Origin of the sequence: Streptomyces albiaxialis (assembly GCF_039530985.1) — a bacterium.
Classification (GTDB): domain Bacteria; phylum Actinomycetota; class Actinomycetes; order Streptomycetales; family Streptomycetaceae; genus Streptomyces; species Streptomyces albiaxialis.
Map to the genome: position 1 here is coordinate 147,887 of NZ_BAAAPE010000008.1, position 21,742 is coordinate 169,628.

Annotated in this window: 16 protein-coding genes; 5 read left to right on the plus strand and 11 right to left on the minus strand. The window is 71.9% G+C overall.

Features of this window, described 5'->3' with window-relative positions; genetic code table 11:
• Positions 1–4 precede the first annotated feature (4 nt).
• Positions 5–1,240, minus strand: a complete 1,236-nt coding sequence (locus ABD343_RS16870; RefSeq protein ID WP_344528883.1) for an alpha/beta hydrolase family protein — start codon at positions 1,238–1,240, stop codon at positions 5–7.
• A gap of 114 nt (positions 1,241–1,354) precedes the next feature.
• Positions 1,355–2,089 carry an SDR family oxidoreductase gene (locus ABD343_RS16875; protein ID WP_344528885.1) on the minus strand — a complete coding sequence of 245 codons (735 nt, stop codon included), beginning with the start codon at positions 2,087–2,089 and terminating at the stop codon, positions 1,355–1,357.
• A gap of 89 nt (positions 2,090–2,178) precedes the next feature.
• On the opposite strand from ABD343_RS16875, the gene ABD343_RS16880 reads away from it, so the two are divergent.
• On the plus strand, positions 2,179–3,054 hold the full coding sequence (locus ABD343_RS16880) for a LysR family transcriptional regulator (RefSeq protein WP_344528887.1): 876 nt from the start codon (positions 2,179–2,181) through the stop codon (positions 3,052–3,054).
• Positions 3,055–3,091: 37 nt separating this feature from the next.
• Here the strand turns inward: ABD343_RS16880 and ABD343_RS16885 are convergent, their stop codons facing one another.
• The 3 genes from ABD343_RS16885 to ABD343_RS16895 all read right to left on the minus strand — a co-directional run bounded on the left by ABD343_RS16885 (position 3,092) and on the right by ABD343_RS16895 (position 6,255).
• A complete protein-coding gene (locus ABD343_RS16885; protein ID WP_344528888.1) occupies positions 3,092–3,901 on the minus strand; it encodes a thioesterase family protein in 810 nt (269 codons plus the stop codon).
• A gap of 119 nt (positions 3,902–4,020) precedes the next feature.
• Positions 4,021–5,190, minus strand: coding sequence for a SagB/ThcOx family dehydrogenase (locus ABD343_RS16890; RefSeq protein ID WP_344528890.1), 1,170 nt, complete (start codon positions 5,188–5,190; stop codon positions 4,021–4,023).
• A 345-nt stretch (positions 5,191–5,535) separates the two neighbouring features.
• Entirely contained in the window at positions 5,536–6,255 is a 720-nt protein-coding gene (locus tag ABD343_RS16895) for an SDR family NAD(P)-dependent oxidoreductase (protein WP_344528892.1), read from the minus strand.
• 70 nt (positions 6,256–6,325) lie between these two features.
• Here ABD343_RS16895 and ABD343_RS16900 point away from each other — a divergent pair, with 70 nt between their 5' ends.
• Complete coding sequence (locus ABD343_RS16900) at positions 6,326–6,919, plus strand: MarR family winged helix-turn-helix transcriptional regulator (protein WP_344528894.1); 594 nt, start codon at positions 6,326–6,328, stop codon at positions 6,917–6,919.
• Here the strand turns inward: ABD343_RS16900 and ABD343_RS16905 are convergent.
• Together ABD343_RS16905 and ABD343_RS16910 are read right to left on the minus strand one after the other, a co-directional pair.
• Entirely contained in the window at positions 6,897–7,916 is a 1,020-nt protein-coding gene (locus ABD343_RS16905) for a MerR family DNA-binding transcriptional regulator (protein WP_344528896.1), read from the minus strand. The genes ABD343_RS16900 and ABD343_RS16905 overlap by 23 nt on opposite strands.
• Before the next feature lie 36 nt (positions 7,917–7,952).
• Positions 7,953–8,708: a TetR/AcrR family transcriptional regulator gene (locus ABD343_RS16910; protein WP_344528898.1), complete on the minus strand. Its 756-nt coding sequence runs from the start codon at positions 8,706–8,708 to the stop codon at positions 7,953–7,955.
• A 191-nt stretch (positions 8,709–8,899) separates the two neighbouring features.
• Here ABD343_RS16910 and ABD343_RS16915 point away from each other — a divergent pair, with 191 nt between their 5' ends.
• Positions 8,900–10,123, plus strand: coding sequence for an FAD-dependent oxidoreductase (locus tag ABD343_RS16915; protein WP_344528900.1), 1,224 nt, complete (start codon positions 8,900–8,902; stop codon positions 10,121–10,123).
• Positions 10,124–10,352: 229 nt separating this feature from the next.
• Here ABD343_RS16915 and ABD343_RS16920 read toward each other — a convergent pair whose 3' ends face one another.
• Positions 10,353–11,234, minus strand: coding sequence for a helix-turn-helix domain-containing protein (locus ABD343_RS16920; protein WP_344528902.1), 882 nt, complete (start codon positions 11,232–11,234; stop codon positions 10,353–10,355).
• Between the two features lie 146 nt (positions 11,235–11,380).
• Here ABD343_RS16920 and ABD343_RS16925 point away from each other — a divergent pair, with 146 nt between their 5' ends.
• Both ABD343_RS16925 and ABD343_RS16930 read left to right on the plus strand, forming a co-directional pair.
• Complete coding sequence (locus ABD343_RS16925; RefSeq protein ID WP_344528904.1) at positions 11,381–12,280, plus strand: alpha/beta hydrolase; 900 nt, start codon at positions 11,381–11,383, stop codon at positions 12,278–12,280.
• Positions 12,281–12,441: 161 nt separating this feature from the next.
• A complete protein-coding gene (locus tag ABD343_RS16930) occupies positions 12,442–13,692 on the plus strand; it encodes a hypothetical protein (RefSeq protein WP_344528905.1) in 1,251 nt (416 codons plus the stop codon).
• A gap of 68 nt (positions 13,693–13,760) precedes the next feature.
• Here ABD343_RS16930 and ABD343_RS16935 read toward each other — a convergent pair whose 3' ends face one another.
• From ABD343_RS16935 to gltB, 3 genes are all read right to left on the minus strand, one after another.
• On the minus strand, positions 13,761–15,101 hold the full coding sequence (locus tag ABD343_RS16935; protein WP_344528907.1) for a hypothetical protein: 1,341 nt from the start codon (positions 15,099–15,101) through the stop codon (positions 13,761–13,763).
• Positions 15,102–15,333: 232 nt separating this feature from the next.
• A complete protein-coding gene (locus tag ABD343_RS16940; RefSeq protein ID WP_344528909.1) occupies positions 15,334–16,797 on the minus strand; it encodes a glutamate synthase subunit beta in 1,464 nt (487 codons plus the stop codon).
• Positions 16,790–21,343 carry a glutamate synthase large subunit gene (gene gltB / locus ABD343_RS16945; protein WP_344528911.1) on the minus strand — a complete coding sequence of 1,518 codons (4,554 nt, stop codon included), beginning with the start codon at positions 21,341–21,343 and terminating at the stop codon, positions 16,790–16,792. Before gltB ends, ABD343_RS16940 begins: the two co-directional genes overlap by 8 nt.
• Positions 21,344–21,742 lie beyond the last annotated feature (399 nt).

The following is a 21,742-nucleotide window of genomic DNA, read 5'->3' on the forward strand; positions in this document are numbered from 1 at the left end:
TCGGTCAGGCGGATGGTACCCGGAACCGCACCTCGGGGTTCGTCTTCGTCGGGCCGTCGAGAAGGCGCTGGTGCCGCCCCTTGAGGTGCTGGTCGAAGAACGCGCCGACGTAGCCCGTGGTGATCTGCCCCGAGCGCTTGCCGGAGAGCGGGGCTGCCGGGTCGCTGTGGCCGAGCTGCCCGGCGAGGACCGGCAGGTCGTTGAAGGTGAAGTGGCCGGAGTCCTTGACCGTGAGCCACCGCTTCCAGCCCTTGAGCCGCTTCCAGTCGCGCGGCCAGGTCCGGTCGTCGCTGCCGGGGCTGTGCCCGGCCTCGGTGCCGAGCATCAGCACCGGCCGCCCGAGCGCCGCGCGCGGCACGGGCGCGTAGAAGGTGCCGTCGAGGTTGGCGCTCGCGCGGATGCGCGGGTCGCGGCCCATGGCGTACGCGGAGGCGTTGCCGCCGAGGGAGTGCCCGGCGGCGCCGATCCGCTCCGGGTCGATCAGCGAGGCGTACCGCCCGAGGCCGCCCGCACGCCCGGAGCCGGAGCCGGAGCCGGAGCCGAGCAGCTTGTCGAGGACGAACGACATGTCCGCCGCCCTCCCCCGCGCGCCCTTGGCGATCATCTTCTTCTCGGCCTCGTCGTCCGGCTGTCCCTCGACGCGTTCACAGGCCGTGCAGGTGACGACGCCGCCGGGGAACTCGGTGCCGTACGACTCGTGCGCGTGGTCCAGCGAGGCGACGACGTAGCCGCGCGAGGCGAGGTCCTCGGCGAGCAGCGTGAGGGTGGCGCGGTGGAGGGTGAAGCCCGGCGAGAGCAGGACGAGCGGGTGCTTGCCGCGCGCGGGCGCGGCGCCCGTACGGGCGTGGGTGCGGGTCGCTGCGACGGTGGCAGGGTCGATCGCGTCGTCCTTCTTGATCCCCTCGAGCAGCAGCCGCGCCTCCCGCTCCGACATGTAGGGCGTGGCCTTGCCCCGCCCCTTCTCGCGGGCGGGGTAGTAGAGGGACATCATCAGCCGCCGGGGCCCGGCGGACGGCACCCAGGGGTCCTCGCGCGAGTGGTCCACGAGCTGCCGGGTGTCGCGCCCGACGGCGTACGGGCCGGTGAGGTCCGGGATCGCGAGCCGGGGCTTCTCCTTCTCCGGCGCGGCGGCGGCCGGCTCGGCCGGGCTGGCGGTGGCGGACGTGCAGGCCACGGTGGCGAGCAGCGGGCCGAGGGCGGCGACGAGAACGGCGGTCCTGGTGCGGCGTCTTGAGATCATGCCGGGAGCGTAGGAAGAACGGGACGGCGGCCCCACTGACGAAAGTAGGGTCCTTCCCTGCCCGAAAGGCAGACTCTCCGCCGGTGCTGCTCGCCGCCCTCGCCCCGGCAGGCGTCACAATTGGGTGCCGCCGCCGTCCACGGCCAGTTCGGCGCCCGTCGTGTACGTCGCGTCGAAGGCGAGGAAAAGGGCGGCTCGGGCGACCTCTTCGGGGTTTCCTACGCGGCCCATGGGAATCTGTTCGGCGAATTGCGCCATCAGGCCGTCCACCACGTCCGCGGGCATGCTCTTGCGCAGGATTCCGGTGTCGACCGGTCCGGGGCTGACCGCGTTGACGCGGATGCCGCGCGGCAGGAGTTCGCGGGACCAGGTGCGGGCCATCGACCGCAGCGCCGCCTCGCTCGCCGCGTAGAGGGTGTGGTCCGGCTGGCCCAGGACGTTCGAGACCGAGGTGGTCAGGACGACGCCGCTGCCCTCGGCGAGGAGCGGGAGCAGCCGTTGCAGGGTGAAATAGGGACCCTTGGTATTGGCCCCGAGGACCGCGTCGTAGTCCTGCTCGGTCGTCGCCTCGAACGCCCCCGAGTGGGAGACGCCCGCGTTCAGGAACACCGCGTCCAGACCGCCCAGCTCCTCCCCCGCCCTTTCCGCCAGGGCGTCGATATCGGCTTTCACGGTGGCGTCGCCGCGGACCGCGATGAGGCCCTCTTCGCGTGCCGCCGCCAGTCCGGATTCCCTGCGTCCTGTGACCATCACTCCGGCGCCCCCGGCCGCCAGCATGCGCGCGATCGAGAGGCCGATTCCACTGGTGCCGCCGGTGACGAGGGCACGCTTTCCGTCGTATGTCTTCATGCCCCGATTCAAATCCGGGGGCGGCGGCCGCGTCCAAGACCTGAATCGCAACCCGTCATGCACGGAACGCATATCGGTACGCTCGAAGCATGCGCGTTCCCGGTTCGGATCTCGATCTGCGGCTCGTCGGCTACTTCACGGTGGTCGCGGAGCACGCCAACTTCAGCCGCGCCGCCGCCGCGCTGCACGTCGCGCAGCCGTCGCTGAGCCGCCAGATCCAGCGTCTGGAGGAGCACCTGAGCGTGCGTCTCTTCGACCGCACCCCGCAGGGCAGCCGCCTCACGGCGGCGGGCCGGGCCTTCCTGCCGGAGGCGCAGGCGCTGCTCCAGGCGGCGCACCGGGCCGAGGTGACCGCCCGCGAGGGCGCCGCGCCGCGCGAGTTCACGATCGGGTATGCCGAGGACCTGGTGATCACGCACGCCGTGCGCAGGCTGCGGCACCGGCACCCCGCGGCCCGCGTCCGCACCCGCCACCTGGAGTGGAACGACGCGCACGCGCTCGCCGACCGCCGCGTGGACGCCCTGGTCGCCCGCGCGCCGCTGCCCTTCCCCACCGACCGTCTGCGCCTGACCGAGCTGTGGAGCGAGCCGCGGGTCCTGGTCGTCTCCACGGAGCACCGCCTGGCCGGAAAGGAGTCGGTGACCGTCGACGACCTCGGCGACGAGGCGCTGCCGCGGTGCCCGAGCGCGGTCCCGGAGTGGAGCGACTTCACGCGCCTGGAGCCGCGCCCGGACGGCGTCCCGGCGCCCAGCGCCCCGAGCGACTACGAGGCGTTCGAGGACAAGCTCGACCTCGTGGCCGAGGAGCGGACCGTGCTGATCCTGGCCGCGGGCGACCGCCGGCCCCGGCTGCGCCCCGGGCTGACGACGGTGCCCATCGAGGGCATCGACCCGGTCAGCGTCGTCCTGGCGACCCGCGCGGGCGAGACGGATCCGCTGATCGAGGATCTCGCGCGCGTCTGGTGACCGGGGGCGCACGGGGTGGGGCCCGGCGCGCCGCGGGTCACGGCTGCAGCGGGCGGACCGTGAGGAGCTGTTCGGCGCGGCCCACGGGGCCGTGGACGTCGTGCAGGACGGTGGACGTGAGGCCCTGGCCCGTGGGCCCGAAGACGACGCTGGTGTCGAGCCCGGTCCAGTCGCCCGAGGGCTGCCGGTGCAGGTGGATGGTGAGGTCCACGTTCGGGAACATCCACTCCTGGGGCGACTGCCGTACGGCGATCCCGTTGGCCGTGTCGACGAGCGTGAGGAACGACGTGAGCGCCCCGGCGGGCTCCCCCGCCACCAGGTCGAGCGGTGTGGAGACCCACGCCGCCGTACGGCCGGGGCGCGGCGGGGCGAGGGGCCGGACGTCGACCGAGGCGATGTAGCCGCCGGGCCACTCGTCCGCGATCGGCCAGGACTCCAGCTCCTCGGGCGGCGTGAGCCGCTCCCCGGCGCCGCCCTCGACGGCGGCGGTGTCGCCGGAGGCCAGCAGCCAGGCGCGGGTCCGTACGACGGGGCGGTCGGCGATCGTCACGACGGCTTCGAGGAGTTCGATGGTCCGGCCGGGCCGTACGGTCCCGACCCGCACCTCGCACTCGTCCAGCGCGGGCCGCCCGAGGATGTCGTGGCTGATGCGGCTGAGGGCCATGCCGGGGCGCGGGGCGGCGGCGAGGTGGCGTTCGAGGGCGTGGACCACGAGCCCGCCCAGCGGACTGAAATGCTGCTCGTCGTCCGACCAGGCACCACTGGCGTGCGGGGTGGGCTTGAAGGTGTGCTCGCCGGTGCGCTCGTAGTAGCTGCCTCGGGCCGGGGTGCCGTTGCCGGTGCTCAAGGGGGCCTCTCCTCGGTGCGGTGATCGTCGCGTCGTACCGCCGAGGATGACGCAACCCGCACACGCGTGCCCACACCGGGTCCCTCCGGGACCGGCCATGAAGTGCGGCTCGGCCCAGGTCAGTCCTGGAGCCGGGTGATCCGGAACGTGTCGAGCGTGGCGGGCGGCGGGGTGTCCCGCCCCTCGCCGCCCGTCACCGGATGCCCGGCGGCGAGGAGATAGAGCGGGGTGTGCCCGGAGTTGTCGAGCGCGCACGCCTCGGCGACCAGCGTGTCGTGGAAGGCGCCCGTCTGCGCGGGCCCGAGGCCGAGCGCGGTCGCCGTCAGCGCGAAGGTCTGCCCGAGATGCCCGCAGTTCAGGGTGCATACGCGATAGCCGCGCGGCGTCGGGTACTTGACGCTCATCCGCTCCAGCCGCGCCGCGAGCACGACGAGGAACGCGGCCCGCCCCGCCCACTCCTGGTCGGCCGCGAGATGCGCGGCCCGCTCCCGGGCCAGCCCCTCGGTGCGCAGCTCAAGACTGTGCTCCAGCGCGTTGTAGTGGTACCAGCCGGGGGCCACGTCCTCGACGCCGAGCACGCCGACGTACGCGTCGATCTCCTGCCGCGAGCCGCCCGCGGGGCTCGTACGCCGGAAGAGCCCGCCCACGCCGCAGTCGATGAAGTCGACGGGGCCGAAGGTCGTGGCCAGCAGCGTGGCCAGGACGGACCGGGCGACCGGCCCGGGGGCGAAGTCCCGGTGCGTACGCCGCCCGTAGAGCACCTGCTCGTAGGGGATCCGCAGGTCGGCGGGGCGGCGCGGCAGCGGGATCCGGGGCCCGTCCTCGTACCGCGTGAACAGCGGCGGCATGGCGGCGGAGTCGGCCCGGTCGACCTGGTCGGCCCGGTCGGCCCGGTCGGCCCGGTCGGCCCGGTCGGCCTGCGGGGTGCCGCCGGTCTCCTCGTGCCTGCCCAGCAGGACGTCCTGCGTGACGTAGTGGAAGAACGGGGCCTCCGGCGCCCACTGGCCCCACGTCTCAGCGGTCTCGGCGTCGCGCCGGGCCTCGGGGCTGTCCTCAGCGAGCAGCGCCCCGGCCCCGAGCAGCGCGAGGACGGCCTCCTCCAGCGTCTCCGGGTCGATATGGTCGAGCGCCTTCGCCGCCTCGGCCCGCCCCGTCCAGTCCTCGAACGCGGCGAGGATCTCGGCCACGGCCGGGTGCATGGCGGTGGGGGTGCCGTGCGGATAGGGGTGGAGGACGAAGAGACCCTCGTGCCAGTAGCAGGTCATGTTGCGGGAACGGCGGAGGCGCATGGGGCTGGCTCCCTCGATTCCGGTACGGGGAAGGGGACGGGATGTGGCTGGGCCGGGAGCGGCGTGCGCTCCCGGCCCCTCCGGCCTCAGCAGTAGTGCCAGTGCCAGGTCCACATGCCACGGTTCCGGTCCGACCGGCAGACCACCTGCGTGCTCACCACGAACTTACGCATTCCAGCCACCTCCCTCATTCGCCTTACATGTGCGGCTACTTCCTCCATCAGGCACCGAACGTCTTAGGCGTACAAGAGGATGAGGATCAAATCACCCGTCCGGAGAAGAGCACGCGCCGCGCGAAACCCCCAGCGCACAGAGGGCGCGCTGACGCGGTACCGGCTCAGGGGCTCAACGGGTCATATGGGCCCCTCCGTTGACGTTGAGCACCTGGCCCGTGACATGGCGGGCGGCGGGCGAGGCGAGGAAGGCGACGGCGCCCGCGATGTCGTCGGGCACCCCGGGCCGCCCGACGGCCGTGGCCGAGACGAGCTGTGCGCGGCGCTCGTCGGGGAGCAGGTCGCGGAAGAACTCGGTGTCGGCGACATAGCCGGGCGAGACGACGTTGGCGGTGACGTCGCGCGCGCCGAGTGCGCGGGCCAGCTCGACGTTCCACGCCGCGAGGCCCGCCTTGGCCGCGCCGTACGCGCCCGCGCCCTGGTCGGCGGCGATCGAGCCGATGTGGACGACCGCTCCCCCGGGCGCGAGCCGCTCCTCGACGGCCTTGGTGGTGAGGGCCGCGCTGAGCAGATTGGCGTCGAGGTTGGCGCGGAAGTCACGGGCGTAGGCGGCGAGGCCCGCTGCGCCGTCCGCGTCGAAGTCGGTGTTGCCGCCCGCGTTGTTGACCAGGACGTCGAGGGGGCCGTCCAGCTCGCCGACGAGCGCCTCGACGGCGGCGGGGTCGGTGTGGTCGCAGACGACGGGCCGGGCCCCGGTCTCCTTGGCCGCCGCCTCCAGCGGGGCCCGGCGCCGTCCCGTGATCACCACGGTGTCGCCGCCGTCCGCGAAGTGCCGGGCCACCGCGAGCCCGATGCCCGTGGCTCCGCCGGTGACGAGGATGCGCCGTGTCATAGGGTGACCTCCGTAACACTGTCGTTCAGGTCTAAATTTAGAGCTAAACGTAACATCCTCGGGAGGACCCATGACAAGCGGGAGCGGCGCGGGCGGCGCAAACAGCACGGGCGACGCGTATCCGCTGGAGAACGCGTCCGGCTACCCCGTCCAGGAGATCGCCGACGCCTGGGAGCGCGAGCGCCCCGGCACGCCCGTCTCCTCCATCGGCATCGTCACCCCGCTGTGGCGGCTGGCGAAGCTGCTCGGCGACGACCGCCGCCGCGTCCTGGCCCGCGCCGGGGTGGACGCGGCGACGCTCGACCTGCTGAGCGTCCTGCGGCGGGCGGGCGAGCCGTACGCCCTCACGACCCGCGAACTCGCCGCCCGCTCCCTCGTCACGGCGGGCGCGATCTCCCAGCGGGTGGCCCGCGCGGAGAAGGACGGCCTCGTCACGCGCCGTCCCGGCGAGTCCCGGCCCCGCGCCGTCACGGTCACGCTCACGGAGAAGGGCCACGCCCTGGTCGAGTCCACGGTCGACCAGGTCCTCACCCGCGAGGCCGACCTGATGACGGGCCTCACCGAGGCGCAGCAGACTCAGCTCGCCGAGCTGCTACGCGTCCTCCTCACCGACGTCCAGCACCGGCTGGGCGACGACCGGATCACGCATGTGGGGGCGCCGTAGTCCCGTCCGCCGGGAGGGGGTTGGCGCGCAGCCACTCCAGGACCTGCTGGGCGTGGGCGTCCGGCGGGAAGACCGGATAGAAGACGTGCTCGATCACGCCGTCGCGGACGATCAGCGTCAGCCGCGAGAAGAGGCGCTTCCCGGCCGCCTCGAACGTCGGCAGCCGCAGCCCGTCCGCGAGGACCGGCCCGGGGTCGGACAGCAGCACGAAGGGCAGCCGCAGCCGGTCCACGATCCCGCGCAGATAGCCCTCGCTCTGCACGGAGATCCCGAACACCCGCTCCGCGCCCGCCTCCCGCAGCTCCGCGTGGTGGTCGCGGAAGCCGCAGGTCTCCGGCGTGCAGCCGCGCGCCCCCGGGATGGAGTTCCAGCCCTCGGGCAGGTCCTGGTCCGGGGTGCCGATCAGCGGGAAGAAGTAGAGCACCGTACGGCCGGGGCCGAGGGCGTCGGTGCGGACGGTGCCGCCCGCGGTCGAGGCCAGTTCGGCGCGGGGCACGGCCAGTCCGGGCAGGTGGCGCGCGGCGCCGTCGTCCTCGGGCACGGGCAGGTCCGGGGGAAGCTGGGTCAGGTCGTCGGTCATCGCGCTCTCCTCGTCGTACGTCCACGGTGTACCGCTGTCGCGGTGGGCGGCCTCGCGCAGATGCGCGGTCAGGACCGCCCGACGAGCGGCGAGGGCGTCGATGCGCCGCGTCAGGTCGTCGATCGCCTCGCGGTAACCGGCGAGCGCCGCCGGGCAGTCGTCGCCGTGCTCCCGCCCGGCCGCCAGGCACTCCAGGAACGGACGCGTCCGCTCGACGGGGATGCCGAGCCCGCTGAGGCTCTTGATCTCCCCGACGAGACGGACGTCGTGCTCGTCGTAGTCCCGGTAGCCGTTGGCCAGCCGGGCGGGGGTCACCAGTCCCAGCGACTCGTAGTACCGAACCGCCTTGACCGACACCCCGGCCCGCCGCGCGAGTTCACCGATCCGCATGCCGCCGCCGCTGTCCCTGCCGCTCATCACCGTGGACGCTAGACCTTGCCCCGGGGGGCAAGGTCAAGTCCGCAGCCCGGCGGCGACGCCGTCGAGGACGACCGTGAGGCCCGCGTCGAAGGTGCGGGCGAAGTCGAGGTGCGCCGTCTCGTCCATGACCCTGGCGAGCGTGGGATAGCGGCCGGTGGCGCGCAGGCGGGCGAGATAGGGCGCCACGGTGCGCTGCCACTGCTCCTCGCTCATCCCCGTGACGCGCTCCGCTCGCCGCTCGGTGACCTCGCGGCGGACGGCGCCCACGACGTACGCGTTGACGGCCTCGACCGCGCGCATGACCCGGTTGAGGTCCTCGAAGCCGGGGGCGCTGTGCAGGGCGGCCAGCGACCGTTCCAGATACGCGAGCCCCTCGGGGCCCAGATGCGGGCGCCCGCCGAGGAGTTCGGCGAACCACTCGTGGCGCAGCACGGCGTCGCGGACCCGGTGCGCGAGCGCGCGCAGGACCGCGCGCCAGTCGCCCTCGAGCGCGTGGAGGGGACCGGCCATCTCCCCGTAGACCGCGTCCGCCATGAGGTCGATCAGCTCCTCCTTCGTCGAGAGGTAGCGATAGAGCCGCATGGGGCCCGCGTCCAGCGCGGCGGCGACCTTGCGCAGGGAGACGGCCTCCAGCCCGTCCGCGTCGGCCAGCTCGACCGCGGCGCGGACGATCCGCTCCCGGCTCAGCGGGCTCGGCGCCGGGCGCTCCGGGGGCTCGGGCCGCTCCCATACGAGCGTGGGCTCGCTCCCGCTCCCGCCGGAGCCCCCGCCCTCCCGTCGTGCAGCCATCGCGCCTCGCCTCCCGTCGTGCCGCGCGGGCGGACGTACGCCCCTCCGCGGTCCCCGCGCGGAGCGCACCCGCGCAGGGGTCACGATACGCCGGTCTCGTGCGATACAGTGTATCGACCGATACGGCGTATCGACGTGAGGCCGTGTCGGGCCTCAGGCATTGCCGCCGTCGCCACGGAAGGGGCCACACCATGCGCATCGCCATCGTCGGAGCCGGTCTGGGCGGGCTCACGCTCGCCCGCGTCCTGCATCTGCACGGACTCGACGCGGTCGTCTACGAGCGGGAGGAGTCGAGGACCGCGCGCGGCCAGGGCGGCATGCTCGACCTCCACCCGGACACCGGCCAGCGGGCGCTGCACGAGGCGGGGCTGGAGGCGGGGTTCCGGGCACTCGCCCGGCGCGAGGGCCAGGACATGAAGCTGCTCGACCACACGGGCACGCTGCTGGTCCGGCACGACACCCCCGAGGACGCCCCGATGGAGCGCCCCGAGATCGACCGCACCGACCTGCGCGACCTCCTGCTCGACTCCCTCCCCGGACCGGCCGAGGGCTTCCCGGAGGGAATCGTGGAGTGGGGCCGCGAGTTCACCCACGCGACGCCGCTGGCGGGCGACGGACCGGGCGGGCCCGGCGGCCCCGACGGACCCGGCGGGCCCGACGGCCACGGTGGGCACCTGCTGCACTTCGCCGACGGCTCCACCGTCGAGTGCGATCTGCTGGTCGGCGCGGACGGCGCCCGTTCGCGCGTACGGCCGCTGCTGACCGACGCCGAGCCACGCCACACCGGCGTCAACTCCGTGGACTGCGGCCGCATCCCGGACGCCGACCGCACCCGGCCCGACCTGGCGGCGACGGTCGGGCGCGGCAACTACTGGGGCATCGGCGACAGCCAGACCGTCGCGGCGCAGCGCAACGGGGACGGGAGCATCCACGTCGGCATCTCCCTGCGCACCCCCGAGGACTGGTTCGACACCTGCGGCCTCACCTTCGAGGACCCGGACCGCGCCCGCGCGGGCCTGCGGAACCTGCTGGAGGCACACGGCTGGGCCCCGCCGTTCACCACGCTCGTCGAGGCGTGCGAGGGCCCCGTCGTGCCCCGCCCGATCCAGGCCCTGCCCATCGGCCTGACCTGGGCCGTCACCCCGGGCGTCACACTCCTCGGCGACGCCGCGCACCTGATGCCGCCGGTCGGCGAGGGCGCCAACCTCGCGATGCTGGACGGCGCCGAGCTGGCCCTCGCCCTCGCCGCGAGCCCGGGCGACCCGGGGGCTGCCCTGCGGGGATACGAGACGGCGATGTTCGAGCGCAGCGAGACCGCGGCCCGCGAGTCCGAGGCCGTCCACACGACGCTCCTCTCCCCCACGGGGGCCCAGGACATGGCGGCGTTCTTCCAACGGGAGGCGGAGCACGCGTAGGTGTGTGTGGCGGTTCGTGGCTGCCCTCGTCTCAGGACTGGCCAGGGGCTGCCCCGCACCGTGCGTCGCAGACCGCGGCTACATCGTGGCCTGTCGCGCAGTTCCCCGCGCCCCTTGAGGGCGCTCCTCGGAGCGCCCGTCAGGGAGCGCCCCGTCAGGGGCGCGGGGAACTGCGCGAGCAACCACTCCCGGCCCGCGGTCTGCGATGGACAGGCGGGGCAGCCCCCGCTCAGCCCTGAGGTGAGGGGGACCATGAGGCGCCGGACTCGGCCGACCAGGACGCAAGGATCCGCAGACCGTCGTGTGCGGCAGCACCAGGCTCGGCCGTCCAGACGACGAGCTGCTGTTCGGGGTCGTTCACCGAGGCGAGCGCGGACCAGTCGAGCGTCAGCTCGCCCGCGACCGGGTGCCGCAGGGTCTTGCTGCCGCCGCGGTGGGCGGTCACCCGGTGCCGGCCCCACCAGCGGCGGAAGTCGTCGTCCCGCAGGGACAGTTCACCGACGAGCCGCGCCATGCGCTCGTCCCGCGGATTGCAGCCCGCCTCCCTGCGGAGGATTTCCACGGAGGAACGCGCGGTGTTCTCCCAGTCGGCGTGGAGCGCCCTCATGGCCGGGTCCGTGAAGACGAGCCACGCGTAATTGCGCTCTTTCTCGGGAAGGCGCGAGAAATCGGTGAGCAGCGCGGCGGCCATGGGATTCCAGGCGAGAATGTCCATGCGCCGTCCGAGGACGAGCGCCGGGGTCGTCGTCAGTTCCTCCAGCACCCGGCGAAGCTGCGGCTCGGCCTTCTGCACGCCTCTCCGCGGTTTCGCCGACATACGGGACGCGGCCTTTCCGGCCAGCTCGAAGAGGTGCTCGCGCTCCTCGCCGTCGAGCCGCAGCACCCGCGCGAGGGTCTCCAGGACGGGTGCCGAAGCCTGCCTGCGTCCCTGCTCAAGGCGGGTGTAGTAGTCGGTGCTGATCGAGGCGAGCAGGGCGACCTCCTCGCGGCGCAGCCCCTTGACCCGGCGCTTGGCGCCGCTGTCGGGGAGCCCGACCTCGCGGGGGCCGAGCCCGGCCCTGCGGGCCTTGAGGAATGCGCCGAGTTCGTCCGGATGCGCTTCGCCGCTCATGCGGCAAGTCTCGCAGAGAACGCCACTCGCGTGAGGGGGACAGTTCTGTCCCTGGACACAACCGTCCCCTTGTGGGCACGGATATCGAATGTGAGCGTCGCATACGTCATTCATTCATCCGCACCCGGAGAACGAGGCGAAGAGAAATGCGGACCGACGTATCCGACGTCACTTTCCCCAGCAACGGAATGCGCCTGGCGGCCCACCTCCACCTGCCGGACGGCGCCGCGGCGGGCGTACGCCTGCCGGCCGTCGTCGTCGGGCACCCGACGACCGGCGTGAAGGAGCAGACGGCCACGGTCTACGCCCGGCGGCTGGCCGCCGAGGGCTGTGCCGCGCTCACCTTCGACGCGGCGTACCAGGGTGAGAGCGAGGGCGAGCCGCGCGGCCTGGAGAACCCGTTCCAGCGCGCGGACGACTTCCGCGAGGCGGTCACGTACCTGACGACCCGCGACGACATCGACCCCGAACGCATCGGCGTGCTCGGCATCTGCGGCTCCGGCGGCTACGTCCCGTTCGCGGCGCAGACCGACCACAGGATGAGGGCCGTGGCCACGGTCAGCGCCGCCGACGTGCCGAGCTTCTTCCGGGACTCCGACCCCGAGGGCTTCCGGAAGATGGTCGAGCAGGCCGGACGGCTGCGCAGCGAGGAGGCGCGGGGCGAGCCCGCGACGCTGGTGCGCGCGGTCCCGGACACCGTGGACGCCTCGACTCCGGCGCCCGTACGGGAGTTCCACGACTACTACCGCACGCCGCGCGCCCAGCACCCCCGTTCGACCAACGAGTGGGTGCTGCGCAGCGTCGACGAGATGGCCCAGTTCGACTCGTACGCGAACGTGCACATGATCGCGCCGAGGCCGCTGCTGATGATCGTGGGCAGCGAGGCGTTCACGCGCGGCTTCAGCGAGGACGCGGTCGCGCGGGCCGGGGACAGCGCCGAGCTGTTCACGGTCGAGGGCGCCACGCACGTCGATCTCTACGACCGGGAGGAGGCCGTCGCCCCGGCCGTCGCCGAGCTGGCCCGCTTCTTCGGCAAGCACCTGTGACCGTACGGCCGTGACCGCAGGGGGCCACAGGCCTGAACCGAACGTGCCACCACCCCGTTACAGGTGACGACAGGCCCGGGGGACGTCGCGAACAATTCCGATCACGGCCCCGTCGGGCCCCGGACCGAAAGGCGACGAACCGAGTCGGAGGACGTACGGCAATGCACGTATCGCGACGCATGCTGCTCGCAGCGTCCGGTGCGGCCCTGCTCACCGCGGGCTGCACCGGTCAGGACGGCGACAAGGAGAGCGACGCCCCCTCGGGTGGCCCCTCGGACCGCCCCTCGGGCGAGCCGGTGGACTGGAGCGGGGCCCTGGGCGTCAACTTCAACTCGGAGCCCGGCGGCATGCGCCTCGCGCACCTCAAGGACCTCTCCACGGGCTGGGTGCGCGGCTTCGTCCCCCTCGTGCCCCGGACCGACCGCGGCCCCGTCACCCGGCAGCCGCCCGTGGCCACCCTGCTCACGGCGCACGGGAAGGGGTACGCCACGATCCTCTCCCTCAAGTTCCCGCACCCCCGCGAGGCCCTGCCCCGGCCCGGCACCTCCCGCATGGACAAGGAACTGGCCCGCGTGGACCGGGTGCTGAAGGCCGTCCTGGGCAAGGTGGACATCCTCGTCATCGGCAACGAGCCCTTCATCGAGAGCACCGAGGCCGACCGCGACGGCACGGGGGTCAACGTCTTCTACGAGCACGTGGCCCGGCACGTCATCGCGTACCGCAAGAAGAAGTTCGCGGACGGATGCCGCACCCGCCTCTACATGGGCGCGCTCACCTGGCTCGACGACCCCGCCCGCCGCACCGACACGACCCGCCGCTGGCTGGAGTTCGTCCACGACACCCGGGAGATCGAGGGCGTCGACATCCACCCCCACGTACGGTCGCTGGACGGCAGCAGGAAATACCTCGACTACGTGGTCCCCCGCCTCCGCGAGGACCAGAAGTTCCTCGCGACCGAGTTCTCCCTCGTGCACCTCTGGGGGGACAACATGAAGACCCGTATCCCGGCGGAATTCGCGGAGAAGTGGAAAATGCCGCGTGGGATGAGGGTCTGGCAGCTCCTCAAACGGGCGGCGGCCCAGCCCTTCCCCCAGGAGAAGTGGGACGACTTCCTCTCCATGAGCCCCTGGTTCGACCGCAACAAGCACTATGTCCGGGACCAGATGGAACAGTTCCGCGACACGGGCAAGCTGGGCGTCGCCACGTACGGCGTCGTCCAGGGCGAATCCATGGTCAAGGACATCAAGCCGGCCAAGAAGCCGTGGCTTCTCAACAGCCTCTACGCCACCCGCACGGTCCGCCCCGACGGCAAAGCCGTAACGGGCCGCAACCCCGCCTTCCAGTCGGACTTCAAGTCCCTCCAACGCAAGGAAGACCGCATCCCGGTCCACACGGGAGAGGCCTCCACCTGACGCCTGACGGCGGACCACGAGCCGGGCACGGCACCGGAAGGCACCGTGCCCGGTCGCGGAGGCGGTCTCTAACGCCTTCTCCTGTTCGGCTCGGGCGAGGGGGAAGGAGTACGGTCACGGTAGACCGGCTGCTTGCCCTTGCCCCGACCCCGGTCGGCCTCGTCGCTCGAACTCCCTCCTCCGCCCTCGCGGGAGAAAGCACCCGTATTCCCCTGCACGGGGTTACGCGGGTATTCCGAGTACTGCACGTCACCCCAAGAACTGGTCTGGTAGGGAACCGTCTCGCGTCCCTGCTCCTGGTAGTAGTCGGAGTAGTCGTACCCCTGACCGCTGTAGTTGTACTCCTCCCTGCTGAGGGGGTTCAGCTCCATGGCCGAGAGGTCGAGTTCACTCGGGGTCGGGGAGGGTACTTCCCTCGGGTCGATCTGCCCGGGCCCCGTTCCCAAGTGCGGTGCCCTCATCCCCTGGTAGAACTGTTCGTTCTGGCCCGGCTGCGGGTTCGTCGCGACGTCGTACGCCAGTTGTCCCATGGTGGACGCCCCCGTAATGAGTGCCGATGCCTGGGCCTTGGCCGGGTTCGGACTCGCCAGATCGGCCATGTCCAAGCTGGCGCCGATCACCCGTCCGAAACCCGCCACGATCGGAGCGGCCTTGGGCGGGTCGTTGGGATCGCCCTTCTTGAACTTCTTGAACTGATCGTGGCTGTCCTTGATGAAGAGGCCGTACTGCCCAACCGCCGCGGTGATGCGCGTGGAGAGCTTGCCCGGCCCCTCGGCCATACCGGCGGCCGCTATCGTGCCCAATTGCGGCGTGGCGTCCACGAGAGCCTTCGTGAGACGGCCCTTGTGATGCCGGATCCAGTCGGGTGCGCCGGTGGCGGCGTCGATGCCCCATTTGTAGATCCTCTTGGCGGCGCTGTCGACGGCGTAGGGAGTGGGGACCTGCCTCTCCACATCGACGACGCCCTGGGTGCCTCGGGGAGGCGTGGGCAGATCAGGCGGAACCGGCTGGCTCGACGCCCGGACCTTGTACCCGTGTTTGTCGTCCGGCTTGACCCGGACGGCGCTGTAGGCGCTGGTGCTGGACTCGCCGCTGCCCTGTGAGCTCGGCGAACCTCCCCTCCTTGAGCTCTCACCGAGATTCGCCTTGTTCTTGTCCTTCCGGCTGAAGGCTTTGCGGCTGGCCTCGTCCTTCGGGTCGCAGAGACGCCACTCCTTCCTGCTCTCCGAATAGCGTGCGAGATTGTGGTCCGCATCGCGCACGAAGAACCTGTCACGCTTCGGGTCGTAGACCCCGTCGGCGGAGCCCGCAGGGGGAACGGGTGCACGTCTCAGGGCTTCCGGAGAAGGTCGTTCATTCCCCAGAACGTAGTAGTAGAAGTCCGCTGAACGGTCTTCGTCTCCTGCCATCTCACTTGCCCTTCGGTGGAGGACGGTTTCAGGCTCGGCGCGCGCCTGTGCGCGTCTGCTCGCACAGTCACCACGGCCCGGGCAAGGCTTCGGTTCAATACCGGCGGGCTCCGCCCGCCGCGGACAGCACGCGGCGCCCGCCCAGCGTCCGGTCGGGGACAAGGCGAGCGCCGCGTCGGTATCCGTACGCCGTTGTACGGAAGTCCGTGGGGCGGACCGAAGGGTCCGGGGGTCAGACCGTGAGGGCGCGGTCTGTGGGGCGGATGGGGGCCGGGAGGGCGCTGGGGACGCCGGTGAGGTAGCGGTCGACCGCCTTGGCGGCCGAGCGGCCCTCCGCGATGGCCCAGACGATCAGCGACTGGCCGCGGCCCGCGTCACCGGCGACGAAGACGCCGTCGACGTTCGTGGCGTACTCGCCGTCGCGTGCGATGTTGCCGCGCTCGTCCAGCTCGACGCCGAACTGCTCCACGAGCCCGTTCTCGCGGTCGACGCCCGTGAAGCCCATGGCCAGGGTGACGAGCTGAGCGGGAATCTTCCGCTCAGTCCCCGGCTTCTGCTCCAGCTTGCCGTCGACGAACTCGACCTCGATGAGGTGCAGCCACTGGACGTCGCCGTTCTCGTCGCCCTCGAAGTGGGTGGTCGAGACCGAGTAGACGCGCTCGCCGCCCTCCTCGTGCGCCGAGGTGACCTTGTAGAGCATCGGGAACGTGGGCCAGGGCTGCCCCGGCGCCCGCTCCTCGCCCGGCTTCGGCATGATCTCGAGCTGGGTCACCGAGGCCGCGCCCTGGCGGTGGGCCGTGCCGACGCAGTCGGCGCCGGTGTCGCCGCCGCCGATGACGACGACGTGCTTGCCCTCGGCGGTGATCGGCGGGGTGACGAAGTCGCCCTCCTGCACCTTGTTGGAGAGCGGGAGGTACTCCATCGCCTGGTGGATACCGCTCAGCTCGCGGCCCGGGACGGGCAGGTCGCGGGCCGTCGTGGCACCGGCGGCGACGACGACCGCGTCGTACCGCTTGCGCAGCTTCGCCGCGTCGAGGTCCCGGCCGATCTCCACGCCCGTACGGAACTTGGTGCCCTCCGCGCGCATCTGCTCGATACGGCGGTTGATGTGCCGCTTCTCCATCTTGAACTCGGGGATGCCGTAGCGCAGGAGCCCGCCGATGCGGTCGGCCCGCTCGTAGACGGCGACCGTGTGCCCGGCGCGGGTGAGCTGCTGGGCGGCGGCGAGCCCGGCCGGGCCCGAGCCGATGACGGCGACGGTCTTGCCGCTGAGGCGCTCCGGCGGCTGCGGGGTGACGCCGCCGGTGTCCCACGCCTTGTCGATGATGGAGACCTCGACGTTCTTGATGGTGACGGCGGGCTGGTTGATGCCCAGCACGCACGCCGACTCGCAGGGCGCCGGGCACAGCCGCCCCGTGAACTCGGGGAAGTTGTTCGTGGCGTGCAGCCGCTCCGACGCGGCGGTCCAGTCGCCCCGGTACGCGTAGTCGTTCCACTCGGGGATGAGATTGCCGAGCGGACAGCCGTTGTGGCAGAAGGGGATGCCGCAGTCCATGCAGCGGCCCGCCTGCTTGCTGATGATGGGCAGCAGCGAGCCGGGAACGTAGACCTCGTTCCAGTCCTTGACCCGTTCCTCGACGGGGCGGGTCTCGGCGACCTCGCGGTCGGTGGTCAGGAAGCCCTTGGGGTCAGCCATTGATCGCCGCCTCCATCATCTTCTCGTGGGTCGCGGACTCGGAGAGCCCGGCCCGCTCGGCGGCGTCCTTGGCGGCGAGCACGGCCTTGTACGTAGCGGGGAGGACCTTGCTGAAGCGCGGCAGGGCCGTCTCCCATTCGGCGAGGAGCTTGGCGGCCACGGTCGAGCCGGTCTCCTCCTGGTGGCGGCGCACCACGTCGTGCAGCCACACCTTCTCCTCGGCGGAGGCGTCGGCCATGGACTCGACGGCGTCCCGCACGCCCGCGTTGACGTTCGCCGGGTCGAGGTCGATGACGTACGCGGTGCCGCCGGACATGCCCGCGCCGAAGTTCCGGCCGGTGGTGCCCAGGACGACCGCGCTGCCGCCCGTCATGTACTCGCAGCCGTGGTCGCCGACGCCCTCGGAGACGACCAGCGCGCCGGAGTTGCGGACGCAGAACCGCTCGCCCACGCGCCCGCGCAGGAAGACCTCGCCGCCGGTCGCGCCGTACGCGAGGGTGTTGCCCGCGATGGTCGAGAACTCGGCGAGGTGGTCGGCGCCGCGGTCCGGGCGGACGACGAGCCGGCCGCCGGAGAGGCCCTTGCCGACGTAGTCGTTGGCGTCGCCCTCCAGCCGCAGCGTCACGCCGCGCGGTACGAACGCGCCGAACGACTGGCCCGCCGAGCCGGTGAAGGTGAGGTCGATCGTGTCGTCCGGCAGGCCCGCGCCGCCGAACTTCTTGGTCACCTCGTGCCCGAGCATCGTGCCGACGGTCCGGTTGGTGTTACGGATCGCGACCTGGGCCCGTACGGGCTCCGCCGCCTCGGCGGTGTCGGCGTGCAGCGCGTCCGCCGCGAGCTTGACGAGCTGGTTGTCGAGCGCCTTCTCCAGGCCGTGGTCCTGGACGGTGACCTGGTGGCGCACGGCGCCCTCGGGCAGCTCGGGGACGTGGAGGAGCGGCGCGAGGTCGAAGCCGCGCGCCTTCCAGTGGTCCACGGCGCGGGAGGTGTCGAGGAGTTCGGCGTGGCCGATGGCCTCGTCGAGCGAGCGGAAGCCCAGCTCGGCGAGCAGCTCGCGGACCTCCTCGGCGATGAACTGGAAAAAGTTCACGACGTACTCGGCCTTGCCGCTGAACCGCTCGCGCAGCACCGGGTTCTGGGTGGCGATGCCGACCGGGCAGGTGTCCAGGTGGCACACGCGCATCATCACGCAGCCGGAGACGACGAGCGGCGCGGTCGCGAAGCCGTACTCCTCGGCGCCCAGCAGCGCGGCGATGATCACGTCGCGGCCGGTCTTGAGCTGGCCGTCGGTCTGGACGACGATCCGGTCGCGCAGCCCGTTGAGCAGCAGGGTCTGCTGCGTCTCGGCCAGGCCCAGCTCCCAGGGGCCGCCCGCGTGCTTGAGGGAGGTCAGCGGGGAGGCGCCGGTGCCGCCGTCGTGGCCGGAGATCAGCACCACGTCGGCGTGGGCCTTGCTCACGCCCGCCGCGACCGTGCCGACGCCGACCTCGGAGACCAGCTTCACGTGGATACGTGCGGCCGGGTTGGCGTTCTTCAGGTCGTGGATGAGCTGGGCGAGGTCCTCGATCGAGTAGATGTCGTGGTGCGGCGGCGGCGAGATGAGGCCGACGCCGGGCGTCGAGTGCCGGGTCTTGGCGACCCACGGGTAGACCTTGTGGCCCGGCAACTGGCCGCCCTCGCCGGGCTTGGCGCCCTGGGCCATCTTGATCTGGATGTCGTCGGAGTTGACGAGGTATTCGGACGTGACCCCGAAGCGGCCGGAGGCGACCTGCTTGATCGAGGAACGCCGCGCCGGGTCGTAGAGCCGCTCCGGGTCCTCGCCGCCCTCGCCGGTGTTGGACTTGCCGCCCAACTGGTTCATGGCGATGGCGAGCGTCTCGTGCGCCTCGCGGGAGATCGAGCCGTACGACATCGCGCCCGTCGAGAACCGCTTGACGATCTCGGAGGCCGGCTCGACCTCTTCGAGCGGCACCGAGGGCCGGTCGGACTTCAGCCCGAACAGGCCGCGCAGCGTCATCAGCCGCTCGGACTGCTCGTCGACGCGCGAGGTGTACTGCTTGAAGATGTCGTAGCGCCGCTCGCGCGTGGAGTGCTGGAGCCGGAAGACCGTGTCCGGGTCGAACAGGTGCGGCTCGCCCTCGCGCCGCCACTGGTACTCGCCGCCGATGTCCAGCGCGCGGTGCGTGGCGGAGATGCCGGAGGCGGGGTACGCCTTGGCGTGCCGCGCCGCGACCTCCTTGGCGATGACGTCGAGACCGGCGCCGCCGATCTTCGTCGTGGTGCCGTGGAAGTAGGTGTCGACGAACGACTCGTCGAGCCCGACAGCCTCGAAGACCTGCGCGCCGCGGTAGGAGGCGACGGTGGAGATGCCCATCTTGGACATCACCTTGAGGACGCCCTTGCCCAGCGCGTAGATCAGGTTGCGGATGGCCTGCTCGGGGTCCGTCCCGTCGTCCAGGAACGTCCCGGCCCGCACCAGGTCCTCGACGGACTCCATGGCGAGATACGGGTTGACGGCGGCGGCCCCGTATCCGATCAGCAGCGCCACGTGGTGCACCTCGCGCACGTCGCCCGCCTCGATCAGCAGGCCCACGCGGGTGCGCTGCTTGGTGCGGATGAGGTGGTGGTGCACCGCCGAGGTCAGCAGCAGCGACGGGATCGGCGCGTGCTCGGCGTCCGAGTGGCGGTCGGACAGCACGATCAGCCGGGCGCCGGACTCTATCGCCGCGTCGGCCTCGGCGCAGATCTCCCGGATCCGCTCGGCGAGGCCGTCCCCTCCTTCGGCGACGCGGTACAGCCCGGAGAGCGTGGCGGACTTGAAGCCCGGCAGGTCTCCGTCGGCGTTGATGTGGATGAGCTTGGCCAGCTCGTCGTTGTCGATGACCGGGAACTTCAGGGTCACGCTGCGGCACGAGGCCGCCGTCGGGTCGAGCAGATTGCCGCCCGGGCCCAGCGGCGAGCGCAGCGAGGTCACCAGCTCCTCGCGGATGGCGTCCAGCGGCGGGTTCGTGACCTGCGCGAAGAGCTGGGTGAAGTAGTCGAAGATGAGGCGGGGCCGCTCGGAGAGCGCCGCGATGGGCGAGTCCGTGCCCATCGAGCCGATCGGCTCGGCGCCCGTACGGGCCATGGGCGCGAGCAGGACGCGCAGCTCCTCCTCGGTGTACCCGAAGGTCTGCTGGCGGCGGGTGACCGAGGCGTGGGTGTGCACGATGTGCTCGCGCTCGGGCAGGTCCTCCAGCTCGATGATCCCCGCTTCGAGCCAGTCCTGGTACGGCTGCTCGGCGGCGAGCTGGGCCTTGATCTCGTCGTCCTCGATGATCCGCCCCTCGGCGGTGTCCACGAGGAACATCCGCCCGGGCTGGAGGCGGCCCTTGCGGACGACCTTGGCCGGGTCGATGTCGAGGACGCCGACCTCGGAGGCGAGGACGACGAGGCCGTCGTCGGTGACCCAGTAGCGGCCGGGACGCAGGCCGTTGCGGTCGAGAACGGCGCCGACCTGGACGCCGTCGGTGAAGGTGACGCAGGCGGGTCCGTCCCAGGGCTCCATCATCGTGGAGTGGTACTGGTAGAACGCGCGGCGGGCCGGATCCATCGAGTCCCGCGCGCCCTCGCTCTCCCAGGCCTCGGGCACCATCATCAGCACGGAGTGCGGCAGCGACCGCCCGCCCAGGTGCAGCAGCTCCAGGACCTCGTCGAAGGTGGCGGAGTCGGAGGCGCCGGGCGTACAGACGGGGAAGGTCTTCTCCAGCTCGGCGGGGAGCTGGGACTCGCGGGCCCGCATCCAGTTGCGGTTGCCCTGCACGGTGTTGATCTCGCCGTTGTGCGCGACGAAGCGGTACGGGTGCGCCAGCGGCCAGCTCGGGAAGGTGTTCGTGGAGAACCGCGAGTGGACGAGGGCGATCGCGGTCGCGAAGCGACGGTCGGACAGGTCGGGGAAGAACGGTTCGAGCTGCCCGGTGGTGAGCATGCCCTTGTAGACGAGGGTCCGGGCGGAGAGCGACGGGAAGTAGACCCCGGCCTCGCGCTCGGCGCGCTTGCGCAGCACGAACGCGGTCCGGTCGAGCGCGATCCCCTGCGCGCCCTTCTTCGCCACGAAGAGCTGGCGGAAGCACGGCATGGTGTCACGGGCGCCCGCGCCCAGCAGGTCGGGCGCGACGGGGACCTCGCGCCAGCCGAGGACGGTGAGGCCCTCCTCGCCGGCGATCGTCTCGATCCGCGAGACGGCCTCGGCGGCCTCGCTCTCCTCGGCGGGGAGGAAGGCGATGCCGACGGCGTATGCGCCGGCCTCCGGAAGCGCGAAGGGGACGTTCTCCCGAAGGAAGGCGTCCGGGACCTGGAGGAGGATGCCCGCGCCGTCGCCGGTGTCCGGGTCGGAGCCGGTGGCGCCGCGGTGCTCCAGGTTGCGCAGGACCGTCAGCGCCTGCTCGACGAGGCCGTGGCTGGCGTCGCCGGTGAGGGTCGCCACGAAGCCGACACCGCAGGCGTCGTGCTCGTATCGGGGGTCGTAAAGGCCCTGCTTGGCAGGGGATGTCGATACAGCGCGCATCGGCTCTCCCGTCGTCTCGTGGCAAAGGTGCGTACCCGAGGGACGACGTTGGCCCTCATGCGGCAAAAATTTTCGTGCAGGTTACATGATGGCCGTCTTCCCGAACAGTGGATACGCGGGTCCACGATGTGGACGGGCGAGAGCAGGGGACGACGGTCCTGTGGGACCTGCGAAAGGGGTTCTGCGTGGCTCTGCGGTGGTTCTGCTGAGGTTCTGCGGGGGATCACCCCGCGCACGGCGAAGCGGGCGTCATTGCCCGTGGGCCTTCTTGCTCCTGCCCACCGATGAACAAACTGAAACCGCTGAGTAACACGCGGATCATGCCGTGCCCTCGCGGTGCGCGCCGTGACCCAGGCCACAGACCCCCCGAAGCAGCCCCGAAGGGGCGCACTCCTGGGG

What these genes read in the sequence shown, in the direction of transcription:
- ABD343_RS16870 (WP_344528883.1), bottom strand. Translation starts at nt 1,240, where the DNA reads ATGATCTCAAGACGCCGCACCAGGACCGCCGTTCTCGTCGCCGCCCTC.
- ABD343_RS16875 (WP_344528885.1), bottom strand. Translation starts at nt 2,089, where the DNA reads ATGAAGACATACGACGGAAAGCGTGCCCTCGTCACCGGCGGCACCAGT.
- ABD343_RS16880 (WP_344528887.1), top strand. Translation starts at nt 2,179, where the DNA reads ATGCGCGTTCCCGGTTCGGATCTCGATCTGCGGCTCGTCGGCTACTTC.
- ABD343_RS16890 (WP_344528890.1), bottom strand. Translation starts at nt 5,190, where the DNA reads ATGCGCCTCCGCCGTTCCCGCAACATGACCTGCTACTGGCACGAGGGT.
- ABD343_RS16895 (WP_344528892.1), bottom strand. Translation starts at nt 6,255, where the DNA reads ATGACACGGCGCATCCTCGTCACCGGCGGAGCCACGGGCATCGGGCTC.
- ABD343_RS16900 (WP_344528894.1), top strand. Translation starts at nt 6,326, where the DNA reads ATGACAAGCGGGAGCGGCGCGGGCGGCGCAAACAGCACGGGCGACGCG.
- ABD343_RS16905 (WP_344528896.1), bottom strand. Translation starts at nt 7,916, where the DNA reads ATGAGCGGCAGGGACAGCGGCGGCGGCATGCGGATCGGTGAACTCGCG.
- ABD343_RS16910 (WP_344528898.1), bottom strand. Translation starts at nt 8,708, where the DNA reads ATGGCTGCACGACGGGAGGGCGGGGGCTCCGGCGGGAGCGGGAGCGAG.
- ABD343_RS16915 (WP_344528900.1), top strand. Translation starts at nt 8,900, where the DNA reads ATGCGCATCGCCATCGTCGGAGCCGGTCTGGGCGGGCTCACGCTCGCC.
- ABD343_RS16920 (WP_344528902.1), bottom strand. Translation starts at nt 11,234, where the DNA reads ATGAGCGGCGAAGCGCATCCGGACGAACTCGGCGCATTCCTCAAGGCC.
- ABD343_RS16925 (WP_344528904.1), top strand. Translation starts at nt 11,381, where the DNA reads ATGCGGACCGACGTATCCGACGTCACTTTCCCCAGCAACGGAATGCGC.
- ABD343_RS16930 (WP_344528905.1), top strand. Translation starts at nt 12,442, where the DNA reads ATGCACGTATCGCGACGCATGCTGCTCGCAGCGTCCGGTGCGGCCCTG.
- ABD343_RS16935 (WP_344528907.1), bottom strand. Translation starts at nt 15,101, where the DNA reads ATGGCAGGAGACGAAGACCGTTCAGCGGACTTCTACTACTACGTTCTG.
- ABD343_RS16940 (WP_344528909.1), bottom strand. Translation starts at nt 16,797, where the DNA reads ATGGCTGACCCCAAGGGCTTCCTGACCACCGACCGCGAGGTCGCCGAG.
- gltB (WP_344528911.1), bottom strand. Translation starts at nt 21,343, where the DNA reads ATGCGCGCTGTATCGACATCCCCTGCCAAGCAGGGCCTTTACGACCCC.